The following is a 12,613-nucleotide window of genomic DNA, read 5'->3' on the forward strand; positions in this document are numbered from 1 at the left end:
GTTGCTTCGGGTGTTGCCACTGGCGGTTTCGCCCTTACGGCGAGTCACTTTTTTCAAACGCCCGGAATGCCGGCCCAGAAAAAAGTAACCAAAAGCGCTGGGCCCCGGCGTTCGGCACCTCGCTTTGGCTCGGTGTTCCTTCGTTCCGGGATTCATCCGGGGGCATCGCCTACGGTTTGCTTCGCTGCACCTCCTCTCGATGCATGCGGCTGCGCCGCACGGTCGCTGCGCTCCCACCCCCGGATAAATCCCTCCACTCAGCCTTCCGAAGGGGCCAAAAGATCAAGAGCTTTACTCGAGCTAACGCTCATCGTGTTGAGTGGTGGGAAGTGGGAAGCGGGAAGCAGGAAGCAGGAAGCAAAAGGTAGCTGTGTACTGCTTGATCGTTCCCACGCTCCGCGTGGGAATGCAGCCCGGGACGCTCCGCGTTCCATTTTCGAATGTTTAAAGATGTGTGGGATTTACCGAATCTTCCCATTTGCTTTGAGCTTGCCCCTCGGAAGCTCCGGTCCTGCGGTGGTTGCTTCAAATGAAACAGGAAACCCGGCCTAGGCCGGGTTTCTTGTTTGTAATCGCTTAAAGTCAAAACTGGATGGCGACCATCAGACTTTTGCACTCACCTCACTCCGATTGACCAACCCCTCCAGCGCCACACTCAAACTCTGCGCCCGCTCACCCACCAGCAAGTGCCACACGCCATCCTCCAGCGGGCTCACGCCCAGACATCCAAGTTCTTTCAATCGGCTTTCCGACAGCGCTTTGCCATCGGCCAGTTGCAGGCGGATGCGGCTCATGGCGATGCAGTCGAGTTGCAGCACGTTGTCGCTGCCGCCCAGGGCGCTCAGCCATTGCTGGGCTTGCGGTGCGGCTATAGCAACGGGCTCGCTGGTTTCGACGACGGCGACAGGAGCAGTCGCTACGGCTCGGCCCAATGCGGGCATCGCCAGGCGGATTTCGTCGGCGATGCTGTCAGCCATCGGCCCGACGACCACCTGCAGACTGCCGCCCTTGCCCGGACGTACCACGGCCATTGCACCCAGTGCTTTCAAATCGGCATCGGAGGCTTTGTTGCGATCGACCATTTCCAGTCGCAGCCGCGTGGTGCACGCGCCGACGGTGACCAGATTCTCGGCACCTCCCAAGGCTTTGATGTACGCAGCGGCGCGCTCGTTTTCTGTCAGCACGGATTTCTCGGCAGCGGCCACGTCTTCACGTCCCGGCGTTTTCAGATTGAAACGGCGGATACAGAAGTCGAACACCGCGTAATAGATGACGGCATAAACCAGTCCCACCGGCACCACCAGCCAGCCGTTGGTGGAGCGTCCCCAGCCCAGCACCATGTCGATGAAACCACCGGAGAAGGTGAAGCCCAGATGAATGTTCAGCGCATTGGTGATCGCCATCGACAACCCGGTCAGCAACGCATGCACCAGATACAGCAGCGGCGCCAGAAACATGAAGGCAAATTCGATGGGCTCGGTCACCCCGGTCAAGAATGAGGTCAGGGCCATCGACAGGAAGATCCCGCCCATGACCTTACGGCGTTCCGGCAGGGCGTTGCGGTACATCGCCAGGCACGCTGCCGGCAGGCCGAAGATCATCATCGGGAACATGCCGGTCATGAACTGGCCGCCCTTGGGATCGCCGGCGAAGTAACGCGACAGATCGCCAGTGACCAGAGCGCCGGTGGTCGGGTCGGTGAAGTTGCCGAACACGAACCACGCCATGTTGTTGAGGATATGGTGCAGGCCGGTGACGATCAGCAGGCGGTTGAACACGCCAAACACGAAGGCGCCAAGGCTGCCGCTTTCCATCATCAAGGCGCCGAAGCTGTTGATGCCGTGCTGGATCGGCGGCCAGATGTAGCCGAACACCACGCCCAGACCGACCGCCGCGAACCCGGTGACGATCGGCACAAAACGCCGGCCACCGAAAAAGGCGAGGTACTCCGGCAGCTTGATGTCCTTGAAACGGTTGTACAGCGCGCCGGCCATCAGGCCGCTGACGATCCCGGCGAGCATGCCCATGTTGATGCTGGCGTCGAGCACCTTGAGGGTGGAGATCATCACCAGATAACCGATCACCCCGGCGAGGCCGGCGGTGCCGTTGTTGTCCCGGGCGAAACCGACCGCGATGCCGATGGCGAAGATCATCGCCAGGTTGGCGAAGATCACCTGACCGGCGTCGTGGATGATTGCGATGTTCAGCAGGTCAGTGTCGCCCAGGCGCAGTAGCAGGCCGGCGATCGGCAGGATCGCGATCGGCAGCATCAGCGCGCGGCCGAGGCGTTGCAGGCCTTCGATGAAGAGTTGGTACATGGCGATTGTCCTTGTTGTTTTTGTTAGCGCAGAGGCCAATGTTGATGACAGGCATGACGCACCGCGGCGGCGCTGCTCAGCTTGAGCAAGTCCCGGGCGAGGCGTTGGCATTCGGCTTCGTGCAGCTGGCGTACGCGGTCCTTGATTTCGCCGATCTGTACCGGGCTCACCGACAGTTCGGTCACGCCCAGGCCGATCAGCACCGGCGTCGCCAGCGGATCCGAGGCGAGGGCGCCGCACACGCCGACCCAGCGTTTATGCACCGCCGCGCCTTCGCAGGTCATGGCGATCAGGCGCAGCAGCGCCGGGTGAAGTGCATCGACCCGTGCGGCGAGGCCTGAGTGGTCGCGGTCCATGGCCAGGGTGTATTGCGACAGGTCGTTGGTGCCGATGGACAGGAAGTCGGCGTGTTCGGCCAGTTGCTCGGCCTGCAACGCGGCGGCCGGGACTTCGATCATCACGCCGATTTCCGGACGTTGATTGATTCCCAGTTCCAGGCACAGCGCATCGACCCGCTGGCGGATGTGCAGCAATTCTTCGACCTCGGTGACCATCGGCAGCAGGATCCGGCAACGCTGCAACGGGCTGACTTGCAGCAGTGCGCGCAGTTGCTGATCGAGGATTTCCGGGCGGGCCTGGGCCAGGCGAATGCCACGCAGGCCGAGCACCGGGTTGGCCTCTACTGGCAGCGGCAGGTAATCGAGTTGTTTGTCGCCACCGACGTCGATGGTGCGGATGATCACCGACTTGTCGCCCATGGCATCAATCACGGCTTGATAGGCAGCGCGTTGCTCTTCGACGTCCGGCGCAGTCTGGCGGTCGACGAACAGAAATTCGGTGCGCAACAGGCCGACGCCATCGGCGCCATTGGCAAACGCATCGGCCGCTTCATGGCTGGAGGCGACGTTGGCGACCACTTCGATGGATACGCCGTTGCGGGTTTCGGCCGGCAGGTGGGCCTGGGCCTGCTGGGCGTCGCGCCGTTGTTGACGGTCGATTTGCGCCTGCTGCACTTCGGCCAGACGCTCGGCATTCGGCGTCAGCTCGAGGCGACCGCCGTCGGCGTCGAGGACCACCGACAGGCCTTGCGCTTGATCGAGCAGCGCCGAGCCCAGTGCGACCACGCACGGCAGGCCTTTGCCCCGAGCCAGAATCGCCACGTGGGAAGTCGCGCCACCTTCGGCCATGCACAAACCGGCGACGCCTTGCGCGCTCAGTTGCAGCAGGTCCGACGGCGTCAGTTCGTGGGCGGCGACGATGGCGCCGGCCGGCACGTCGTAGTGCCAGGCTTCGCCGAGCAGGGCGCGCAGCACGCGTTGCCTGAGGTCGCGCAGATCGTTGGCGCGCTCGGCCAGCAGTGGGCTGCCGGTGTTTTGCAGCACTTCGCATTGCGCATCGATGGACTGGCTCCAGGCGTGGGTCGCCGCCGTGCCGGTTTCAATCGATTGCTGGGCGGCGTCGAGCAAGGCCGGGTCTTCCAGCAAGGCCAGGTGCGCGGCGAAGATCGCTTCCTCGTCGGCATTGCGCTGTTTTTTCGCCTGGACGAGGGTGCCGTCGATTTCGCTGCGAACCTGATTCAGCGCGGTGTCGAGAATCTGTAGTTGATGCTCGGGCTGATGATTGCCGGTGTCGGCCGGCAGGCTGATCGCGTTCAGACGAAACAGAGGCCCGCCGACCAGTCCCGGCGCGGCGCAAACACCGTGCAACACGCCAGCCTCGGCCGAGCGATTGCGTGGAGCGGCGGCAACCGGTGCGGCAGCGTGATGGTCTTCGGGCAGTGCGGTGGCCAACGCAGTGAGCAAGGCTTGCAGCGCAGCCTGTGCGTCCGGGCCCTGGCAACTGACTTGCACTTCGTCCTGCTCGCCAATCGCCAGGCCCATCAAACCGATGAGGCTGTTGCACGATGCCGACTTGCCGGCGAAATGCAGCTGCGACTGGCTCTTGAACCCTTGCGCCGTCTGGCGGATCAACGCCGCCGGGCGCGCATGCAGACCGCCGCGATGGGCAACCTGCACGTGACCGAGAACTTCCGGGCCGCCGAGTTCTTCTGCATTCGCCGCTGTACTGTGACGAGCGATGATGTGCAGCAGCGGCTCGCCGACCTTCACCGTTTTCAGGGTGATGGGGCGCGCCTGGAAATCCTGGCTGTTGGTCAGGATCAGCAGGCTGACCAGGCTTTTGCACTGGCGGCCGACCTTGTCCAGGTCATAGCGCAGCAGCGGCTGGCCATTGCTGACCCGCGCGCCTTCCTTGACCAGCATCGAGAAGCCTTCACCCTGCAACTCCACCGTGTCCAGACCGAGGTGCAGCAACAGCTCGGCGCCGTTGTCGGCGCGCACGGTCAGCGCATGGCCGGTGCGGGCGACGTGGATCACTACCCCGGCGCAGGGCGAATACAGGGTGTCGTTCAGCGGATCGATGGCAATGCCGTCGCCCATCGCGCCGCTGGCGAACACCGCGTCCGGAACGTTGGCGAGCGTGAGCACCGGGCCGCTGAGCGGGGCGCTTAAAGTCAGCTCTTTATTGTTGTTGTGCATGGCTCGGTCTCATCAGGAAAACGTTCGGTTCGGACTCAGTGCGTACGGGTGACTTTGCTCAGGTGTCGCGGCTGATCCGGGTCCATGCCACGGGCCACGGCCAGACCGGCCGCCATCACGTAGAAACTCTGAATCGCGAGGATCGGATCGAGGGCCGGGTGCTCGGCACGGCTGAGGGTCAGGTCGCGCTCGCTCACGTCATTCGGCGCGGCCAGCAGCACGCGGGCACCGCGCTGACGCATCTCGGCTGCCAGGCTCAGCAGGCCGGCCTGTTCGGCGCCGCGCGGGGCGAACACCAGCAATGGGTAGTGTTCGTCGATCAGGGCCATCGGGCCGTGACGGACTTCGGCGCTGCTGAAGGCTTCGGCCTGGATCGCCGAGGTTTCCTTGAATTTCAGTGCGGCTTCCTGGGCGATGGCGAAACCGGCGCCACGGCCGATCACCATCAACCGCTCGCAATCGCGCAGGGCGTCGATGGCCAGGCTCCAGTCCTGTTGCGCGGCTTCGCGCAGGCCTTCGGGCAGGGCGTTGTGCGCCTCCAGCAATTCGGCGTCTTCTTTCCAGTGCGCGATCAGACGGGCGCTGGCGCTGAGGGTGGCGATGAAACTCTTGGTCGCTGCGACACTGCTTTCGGTGCCGGCCAGCAATGGCAGGCTGAATTCGCACGTAGCCTCCAGCGGCGAATCGGCGGCGTTGACCATCGACACACTGAGCGCGCCACGCTTGCGCAACAGGCGCAGGCTGTTGACCAGATCCGGGCTCTGGCCCGACTGGGAAAACGCGAACGCAACCTGACCGCTGACCTTCAAAGGCGCCTGTTGCATGGTCACCACCGACATCGGCAACGACGCCACCGGAACCCCCAGTTGCTGCATGGTCAGGTAGGCGAAGTAGCTCGCCGCATGGTCGGAGCTGCCACGGGCAACGGTCATCGCCACTTGCGGCGGTTGACGACGCAGGCGCCCGGCGATCTCGATCATTGGCGAGTCGAGCTGTTGCAGTTGGGCTTGCACGGCCTCGAATGAGGACAGCGCCTCCTCAAGCATTTTTGAAGTCAATGTCTTCTCCTTCGACCATGACGGCGGTCAGTGTGAGTGAGCGATCCAGCCGCACGCAGTCGGCCCAGGCGCCAGGTGCAAGGCGCCCGCGTTCGGTGATGCCGAGGTAGTCGGCGGGGAATTGCGAAAGACGTTGCGAGGCCTCGGCGATCGGCAGGCCGATCTTCACCAGATTGCGCAGGGCCTGATCCATGGTCAGGGTGCTGCCGGCCAGCGTGCCGTCGGGCAGGCGCACGCCGCCCAGGCATTTGGTGACGGTGTGGCTGCCGAGCTTGTATTCGCCGTCGGGCATGCCGGCGGCGGCGGTCGAGTCGGTCACGCAGTACAGGCACGGAATCGAACGCAGGGCCACGCGGATCGCGCCGGGGTGCACGTGCAGCAAATCCGGAATCAGCTCGGCGAATTTGGCGTGGGCGAGGGCGGCGCCGACGATGCCCGGCTCGCGGTGATGCAGCGGGCTCATGGCGTTGTACAAGTGGGTGAAACTGCTGGCGCCGGCTTCGAGGGCGGCGACGCCTTCCTCGTAACTGCCGAGGGTGTGGCCGATCTGCATGCGGATGCCACGGCTGCTGAGTTCACGAATCAAACCGTCATGGCCGGCGATTTCCGGGGCGATGGTGATCACTCGAATCGGCGCCAGTGCCAGATAGTCTTCGACCTCGGCCATCAACGCGGTGTGGGCAAAGTTCGGTTGTGCGCCGAGTTTGCCGGGATTGATGTAGGGGCCTTCAAGGTGAACGCCGAGAACCCGGGCGGCACCTTTCGGGCGCTGTTCACAGAACTCGCCGACTTCCCTGAGCACGCTGGAAATCTCGGCGCTCGGTGCGGTCATGGTGGTGGCGAGCAACGAGGTGGTGCCGAATCGCACGTGGGTCTTGGTGATGGTCTCGAAGGCGCTGGCGCCTTCCATGATGTCCTTGCCGCCGCCGCCGTGGACGTGCAGGTCGATGAAGCCCGGCAGCAGATAAGGCAGGTCATTGGTCGCCGGATCGCAAGGCACGCCTTCGATCGACACGACTCTGCCGTGTTCGTGGATCAGCCGGCCGCGAACCCAGCCGTCAGCGGTGAGGATGTTGTCTTCGGACATTTCGCTTCTCTCGTTTGGCCTGGCTGCTGATCAGCGGCGCAGCTCTGCAACAAAGTCGTAGTAGTCGTTGCGGCAATAGGTGTCGGTGACTTCGATCGGCGTGTTGTCTTCCAGGTAGCCGACCCGGGTCATCAGCAGCATCGCGGTGCCGGGGGCGATGCCGACCAGTGCGGCGAACTCGTCCGAGGCATTGATGGCCTGGATGTGCTGCAGGGCGCGCACGATCGGTTTGCCGATGCTGTCGAGGTGTTCGTAGAGGGAATCGCCCACCACCTGTGGCTTGGGCATGATCGAGGCGGGCAGGGTGCTCATCTCGATGGCCATCACGGTGTCGTCGGCCTTGCGCAGGCGTTTCATGCGCGCGACCTTGTCGTTCGGCGACAGGCCGAGGCGGATCAGTTCTTCGTGGGTCGGCAGGGTGATTTCCCGCTCCAGCCATTGCGAGCTGGGCACGAAGCCCTTGAGGCGCAGCATCTCGCTGAAACCCGACAGGCGCGACAGCGGTTGTTCAAGGCGTGGGGTGATGAAGGTGCCGGAACCTTGCAGGCGGCGGATCAAACCTTGATCGAGCAGGACTTCCAGCGCCTTGCGCGCGGTGACCCGGGAAATCCCCAGCAGTTCGCTGAGATTGCGCTCCGACGGCATCGCCTGTTCGGCTTTCCACTGGCCGGCATGGATCGCCGCCTCCAGATTGCGCGCCAGTTGCAGGTACAGCGGCGTCGGCTGGGAGTCGTCGGGACGTAGGGCGTGGAGGTCGTTCATGTAAGGCTTTTCCGGCGCTGATATAGGATTGTTGTCGCTCGGTTGTCGGGCGAAAACTAATACCACTTGCATACCATGTCAACGCGTCGGAAATGCCTGTAGGCCTATGGGTTCGAGGGTTTCAAGGTGGGTGGTTTCAAGTGGTATTAGAGGTGGACTGTAAAACGCAAAAAATCGCAGTCTGCGGCTGTTCTGGCGGGTGAAAGTGGTATCACCGTTCAGGCCTGGCCGCAGGCTGCGATCTTTTGAATTTATTTTTTACGGGCGACCAATGGTCAGGAGAAAGGGCCGCTTCGCGGCCCGGAGGGAACAGGTGCCCTGGCTACGGAATCAGGGGCGGATTTCGATCATCGTGCCATCCGGCACCAGGTTCCAGACTTCGCGCATGTCGACATTGCGCATGGCAATGCAGCCGTCGGTCCAGTCCAGGGTGTGGAACAGTTGTTCGGGAGTGTCCTCGGAGTCCGGCGTGCCGTGGATCATGATCATTCCGCCAGGCTCGACGCCTTCGCGGCGGGCGCGGGCGGAGTCGCTGATGTTCGGGTAGGAGATGTGCATCGACAGGTTGAATTTGTCGCTGGTCTTGCGCCAGTCGATCCAATAGAAACCTTCCGGCGTGCGTTTGTCGCCTTCAATCAGTTTCGGGCCTTTTTTCGCGCCTTTGCCCAGGGAAATGCGATAGCTCTTGAGGGGCTTGCCGTCGGCGATCAACTGCAGTTGATGAGCCGATTTGAGCACCAGTACTTTTTCGATGAGCGGGGTGTTCGATGGCGTCACGGTGGTCACGAATGACGCTTGGGAGACGGTGACGAACGACAGGCAGAACAGGGCAAGCAACCAGCGCATTGAAACGATTCCCCAGAAATGAAGCAGATACTTTATTTATAGATAGTGTGCAGGCGCTGTCGCGGGCTGCGTAAGCCGGTTATCGGCCGGCCATCGTCGAAATCAAGTGATGGCTGGTTGAGTGAGCGGCGGGATCGATTCGGAGCGCACCGGATAGACCTCGACGCGCCGGTCAGCGAAAAAGCATTCAAGGGTCCGGCCCACCGTACGGAACGCCAGTTCGTCCCAGGGAATATCCGCTTCGTCGAACAACTGCACTTCCAGGCTTTCGGGGCCGGCGGCGAAGTCCAGATCCGCCAGCTCGGCGCGGAAAAACACATGTACCTGGCTGATGTGCGGCACGTCGATCAGGGTGTAGATGCTCAGGTTGCGTACCCGGGCGCAGGCTTCTTCGGAGGTTTCGCGGATGGCGGCCTGTTCGATGGTCTCGCCGTTCTCCATGAAACCGGCAGGCAGCGTCCAGTAACCGAGGCGTGGCTCGATGGCGCGGCGACAGAGCAGGACCTTGGTGCCCCAGGTCGGTACACAACCGGCCACGATATTGGGGTTCTGGTAGTGAATCGTCTGACAGCTGTCGCAGACGAATCGCAGCCGCGAGTCGCCTTCGGGAATGCGCTGGGTCACCGGGTTGCCGCACTGGCTGCAAAATTTCATGCTGGGGTTCCTGAATGCTGCGCCTATCTTGGCGTGCAGCGGTGTCAGTCGGCAAGTTGTCGTTTCGCGACATGACCCCCGTTCGGGGGTTGGGCGGTCGCAATGATTGGTGCATGATGCAGGGTAAGGCACCGATCGAGAACACTTATGCTGGACGAGCTACTGCACCGGGTAAGCAATCACACGCCGCGCACGCTGGAGACCGACACGCGTTTCCCCGAGGCCGCTGTCCTGGTGCCGATTACTCGCAGTGACGAACCCGAACTTGTCCTCACCCTGCGGGCCAGCGGGCTTTCGACCCACGGCGGCGAAGTCGCCTTCCCGGGCGGGCGTCGGGATCCGGAAGATCCGGACCTGGTGTTTACCGCTCTGCGTGAAGCCGAAGAGGAAATCGGCCTGCCGCCGGGACTGGTCGAAGTGATCGGTCCGCTCAGCCCGCTGATTTCCCTGCATGGCATCAAGGTCACTCCGTATGTCGGGGTGATTCCCGATTTTGTCGAATACCAGGCCAATGATGCCGAGATCGCTGCGGTGTTCAGTGTGCCGCTGGAGTTCTTCCGCAAGGATCCGCGCGAACACACCCACCGCATCGACTATCAGGGTCGCAGTTGGTACGTGCCGAGCTATCGTTACGGCGAATACAAGATCTGGGGGCTGACGGCAATCATGATCGTCGAGTTGATCAACCTGCTCTATGACGCCAGAATCAGCCTGCATCAACCGCCCAAAAGCTTCATCAATACCTGAAGCCATCGTTCGAATGGCCAGCCACCGTGAGCCCTGAGGAAAACAAGATGAAATACCGCCTGGGCGACGCCCGTGTCGACACCCATCCGCAGAGCTGGGTCGCCCCCAATGCCGTGCTGGTGGGCAAGGTCAGACTGGAAGAGGGCGCCAACGTCTGGTTCAACGCCGTGTTGCGCGGCGACAACGAACTGATCCTGATCGGCAAGAACAGCAATGTGCAGGACGGCACGGTGATGCACACCGACATGGGCTATCCGCTGACCATCGGCACCGGCGTGACCATCGGCCACAACGCCATGCTCCACGGCTGCACGGTCGGCGACTACAGCCTGATTGGCATCAACGCGGTCATCCTCAACGGCGCGAAGATCGGCAAGAACTGCATCATCGGCGCCAATTCGCTGATCGGCGAAGGCAAGGAAATTCCTGACGGCTCGCTGGTGATGGGCTCGCCGGGCAAGGTCGTGCGCGAACTCACCGAGCCGCAGAAGAAGATGCTCGAAGCCAGTGCCGCGCACTATGTGCATAACTCCCAGCGCTATGCGCGCGATCTGGTCGAGCAGGAAGAATGACAACCCCGGAAAGACCTGTCGCCTCGCCGTGCGTGAGCATTTGCGCGCTGGACGAAGACGATATTTGCACCGGTTGCCAGCGCACGGTCGAGGAGATCACTCGCTGGAGCCGCATGACCAATGATGAACGCCGGGTTGTGCTTGGGCTGTGTCATGAGCGGGCCAAGGCCAGTGGCCTGGTCTGGATGATCGGCAAAACGCCAGGGCAATAGCCGATTTGATTGGCGCCATCGAAGGGCTGAAGTAACCTGTGCGCCAAATTGACAGGTCACGCCCATGATTTTCCTCATCGCTTACATCAGCAGTGTCGTGCTGATCAACTTCGCCTTCTCCACCGCGCCGCATCTGGACATCATCTGGTCGGCCTGGGGCGGGCTGGTGTTCGTGCTGCGCGACATGGTGCAGACCCGTTTCGGTCATGGCGCGATCGTGGCGATGCTCGCAGCGCTGGTGCTGTCCTATGTCACGTCCGATCCGTCGATTGCGCTGGCCAGCGCCACGGCATTCGCGGTCTCCGAGTGCATCGACTGGCTGGTGTTCACCATTACCAAGCGCCCGTTGCGCGACCGCTTGTGGATCAGTTCGGCGCTGAGCATTCCGCTTGATACCTTCATCTTCTTTGGCATGATCGACCTGCTGACGCCGCCGGTGCTCATCACTGCTCTGGCCTCGAAGTTCGCCGGTGTTACCGCCGTCTGGCTGATCATGGCCTGGCGCGAACGCAAACAGGCTGTCGCCGGCTGAAGCCAAACCCTCAGGTTCATGTAAAATGCCGCGCTTTCTCCCCATGGAAAGCGCGTCTGGCGTTGCTTTCCTCGATGATCCGCTTCTTTGAGGACCTGAGATGACCCGTATCGGAACTCCATTGTCGCCGACCGCGACCCGCGTATTGCTGTGTGGCTGTGGTGAGTTGGGCAAGGAAGTGGTAATCGAGCTGCAGCGCCTGGGCGTTGAAGTGATCGCCGTTGACCGTTACGCCAATGCGCCGGCCATGCAGGTTGCCCATCGCAGCCACGTGATCAACATGCTCGACGGCGCCGCCCTGCGTGCAGTGATCGAAGCCGAGAAGCCGCACTTCATCGTGCCGGAAATCGAAGCCATCGCCACCGCCACCCTGGTCGAACTGGAAGCCGAAGGCTTCACCGTGATCCCGACCGCTCGCGCCGCGCAACTGACCATGAACCGCGAAGGCATCCGTCGTCTGGCTGCCGAAGAGCTGGACCTGCCGACTTCGCCGTACCACTTCGCCGACACCTTCGAGGACTACAGCAAGGCTGTTCAGGACCTTGGCTTTCCGTGCGTCGTGAAGCCGGTGATGAGTTCGTCGGGCAAGGGTCAGAGCCTGCTGCGCAGCGCCGATGACGTGCAGAAAGCCTGGGATTACGCGCAAGAGGGTGGTCGCGCCGGCAAAGGTCGGGTGATCATCGAAGGCTTCATCGATTTCGACTACGAAATCACTCTGCTGACCGTGCGTCACGTCGGCGGCACGACGTTCTGTGCGCCGGTCGGCCACCGTCAGGAGAAGGGCGACTATCAGGAATCCTGGCAGCCACAGGCCATGAGCCCGGTGGCGCTGGCTGAGTCCGAGCGCGTTGCCAAAGCCGTGACCGAAGCGTTGGGCGGTCGTGGCCTGTTCGGCGTCGAGCTGTTCATCAAGGGCGATCAGGTGTGGTTCAGCGAAGTGTCGCCGCGCCCGCACGACACCGGTCTGGTGACCCTGATTTCTCAGGACCTGTCGCAGTTCGCCCTGCACGCCCGGGCGATCCTCGGTCTGCCGGTGCCGCTGATCCGTCAGTTCGGCCCATCGGCTTCAGCGGTGATTCTGGTGGAAGGCCAGTCGACCCAGACTGCATTCGCCAACCTCGGTGCTGCACTGAGCGAGCCGGATACCGCGCTGCGTCTGTTTGGCAAGCCTGAAGTCAACGGTCAGCGCCGCATGGGTGTTGCACTGGCCCGCGACGAGTCGATTGAAGCTGCTCGTGCCAAAGCGACCCGTGCTTCCCAGGCTGTTGTTGTAGAGCTGTAATCACGC

At 62.5% G+C, this 12,613-nt stretch carries 12 protein-coding genes; 5 read left to right on the forward strand and 7 right to left on the reverse strand.

The genetic code is table 11. The annotated features are described in order from the left end of the window. Positions 1-602 precede the first annotated feature (602 nt). The 7 genes from nagE to CAG25_RS11280 form a co-directional block, all read right to left on the reverse strand. Entirely contained in the window at positions 603-2,318 is a 1,716-nt protein-coding gene (gene nagE, locus CAG25_RS11250) for an N-acetylglucosamine-specific PTS transporter subunit IIBC (protein WP_085611425.1), read from the reverse strand. A gap of 23 nt (positions 2,319-2,341) precedes the next feature. Then, positions 2,342-4,855 carry a phosphoenolpyruvate--protein phosphotransferase gene (ptsP, locus tag CAG25_RS11255; RefSeq protein WP_085611426.1) on the reverse strand — a complete coding sequence of 838 codons (2,514 nt, stop codon included), beginning with the start codon at positions 4,853-4,855 and terminating at the stop codon, positions 2,342-2,344. A 35-nt stretch (positions 4,856-4,890) separates the two neighbouring features. Continuing rightward, entirely contained in the window at positions 4,891-5,901 is a 1,011-nt protein-coding gene (locus CAG25_RS11260; RefSeq protein ID WP_085611427.1) for an SIS domain-containing protein, read from the reverse strand. Continuing rightward, positions 5,894-7,000 (reverse strand): N-acetylglucosamine-6-phosphate deacetylase, encoded by a 1,107-nt coding sequence (nagA, locus tag CAG25_RS11265; protein WP_085611428.1) that lies wholly within the window; start codon positions 6,998-7,000, stop codon positions 5,894-5,896. The genes CAG25_RS11260 and nagA overlap by 8 nt, the downstream gene beginning before the upstream one ends. A gap of 30 nt (positions 7,001-7,030) precedes the next feature. Then, complete coding sequence (locus CAG25_RS11270) at positions 7,031-7,762, reverse strand: GntR family transcriptional regulator (protein WP_039769530.1); 732 nt, start codon at positions 7,760-7,762, stop codon at positions 7,031-7,033. Positions 7,763-8,092: 330 nt separating this feature from the next. After that, positions 8,093-8,608, reverse strand: a complete 516-nt coding sequence (locus tag CAG25_RS11275; protein WP_085611429.1) for a murein L,D-transpeptidase family protein — start codon at positions 8,606-8,608, stop codon at positions 8,093-8,095. 102 nt (positions 8,609-8,710) lie between these two features. Beyond that, complete coding sequence (locus tag CAG25_RS11280; protein WP_085611430.1) at positions 8,711-9,262, reverse strand: NUDIX hydrolase; 552 nt, start codon at positions 9,260-9,262, stop codon at positions 8,711-8,713. Between the two features lie 147 nt (positions 9,263-9,409). On the opposite strand from CAG25_RS11280, the gene CAG25_RS11285 reads away from it, so the two are divergent. The 5 genes from CAG25_RS11285 (at position 9,410) to purT (ending at position 12,607) form a co-directional block, all read left to right on the forward strand. Beyond that, positions 9,410-10,009, forward strand: a complete 600-nt coding sequence (locus CAG25_RS11285; protein WP_039769535.1) for a CoA pyrophosphatase — start codon at positions 9,410-9,412, stop codon at positions 10,007-10,009. 47 nt (positions 10,010-10,056) lie between these two features. Further along, positions 10,057-10,581, forward strand: coding sequence for a gamma carbonic anhydrase family protein (locus CAG25_RS11290; RefSeq protein ID WP_025112181.1), 525 nt, complete (start codon positions 10,057-10,059; stop codon positions 10,579-10,581). Continuing rightward, positions 10,578-10,793, forward strand: coding sequence for a DUF1289 domain-containing protein (locus tag CAG25_RS11295; protein ID WP_007954618.1), 216 nt, complete (start codon positions 10,578-10,580; stop codon positions 10,791-10,793). Before CAG25_RS11290 ends, CAG25_RS11295 begins: the two co-directional genes overlap by 4 nt. A 64-nt stretch (positions 10,794-10,857) precedes the next feature. Then, positions 10,858-11,325 (forward strand): preQ0 transporter, encoded by a 468-nt coding sequence (locus CAG25_RS11300; protein WP_085611431.1) that lies wholly within the window; start codon positions 10,858-10,860, stop codon positions 11,323-11,325. A gap of 100 nt (positions 11,326-11,425) precedes the next feature. Next, complete coding sequence (gene purT / locus CAG25_RS11305; protein ID WP_039769540.1) at positions 11,426-12,607, forward strand: formate-dependent phosphoribosylglycinamide formyltransferase; 1,182 nt, start codon at positions 11,426-11,428, stop codon at positions 12,605-12,607. Positions 12,608-12,613 lie beyond the last annotated feature (6 nt).

It is taken from the genome of Pseudomonas sp. B16(2017), from assembly GCF_002113205.1.
GTDB lineage: Bacteria > Pseudomonadota > Gammaproteobacteria > Pseudomonadales > Pseudomonadaceae > Aquipseudomonas > Aquipseudomonas pharyngis.

Excerpts from the sequence above, each read along its gene's own strand:
- nagE (WP_085611425.1), bottom strand. The coding sequence starts at position 2,318 with ATGTACCAACTCTTCATCGAAGGCCTGCAACGCCTCGGCCGCGCGCTG.
- ptsP (WP_085611426.1), bottom strand. The coding sequence starts at position 4,855 with ATGCACAACAACAATAAAGAGCTGACTTTAAGCGCCCCGCTCAGCGGC.
- CAG25_RS11260 (WP_085611427.1), bottom strand. The coding sequence starts at position 5,901 with ATGCTTGAGGAGGCGCTGTCCTCATTCGAGGCCGTGCAAGCCCAACTG.
- nagA (WP_085611428.1), bottom strand. The coding sequence starts at position 7,000 with ATGTCCGAAGACAACATCCTCACCGCTGACGGCTGGGTTCGCGGCCGG.
- CAG25_RS11270 (WP_039769530.1), bottom strand. The coding sequence starts at position 7,762 with ATGAACGACCTCCACGCCCTACGTCCCGACGACTCCCAGCCGACGCCG.
- CAG25_RS11275 (WP_085611429.1), bottom strand. The coding sequence starts at position 8,608 with ATGCGCTGGTTGCTTGCCCTGTTCTGCCTGTCGTTCGTCACCGTCTCC.
- CAG25_RS11280 (WP_085611430.1), bottom strand. The coding sequence starts at position 9,262 with ATGAAATTTTGCAGCCAGTGCGGCAACCCGGTGACCCAGCGCATTCCC.
- CAG25_RS11285 (WP_039769535.1), top strand. The coding sequence starts at position 9,410 with ATGCTGGACGAGCTACTGCACCGGGTAAGCAATCACACGCCGCGCACG.
- CAG25_RS11290 (WP_025112181.1), top strand. The coding sequence starts at position 10,057 with ATGAAATACCGCCTGGGCGACGCCCGTGTCGACACCCATCCGCAGAGC.
- CAG25_RS11295 (WP_007954618.1), top strand. The coding sequence starts at position 10,578 with ATGACAACCCCGGAAAGACCTGTCGCCTCGCCGTGCGTGAGCATTTGC.
- CAG25_RS11300 (WP_085611431.1), top strand. The coding sequence starts at position 10,858 with ATGATTTTCCTCATCGCTTACATCAGCAGTGTCGTGCTGATCAACTTC.
- purT (WP_039769540.1), top strand. The coding sequence starts at position 11,426 with ATGACCCGTATCGGAACTCCATTGTCGCCGACCGCGACCCGCGTATTG.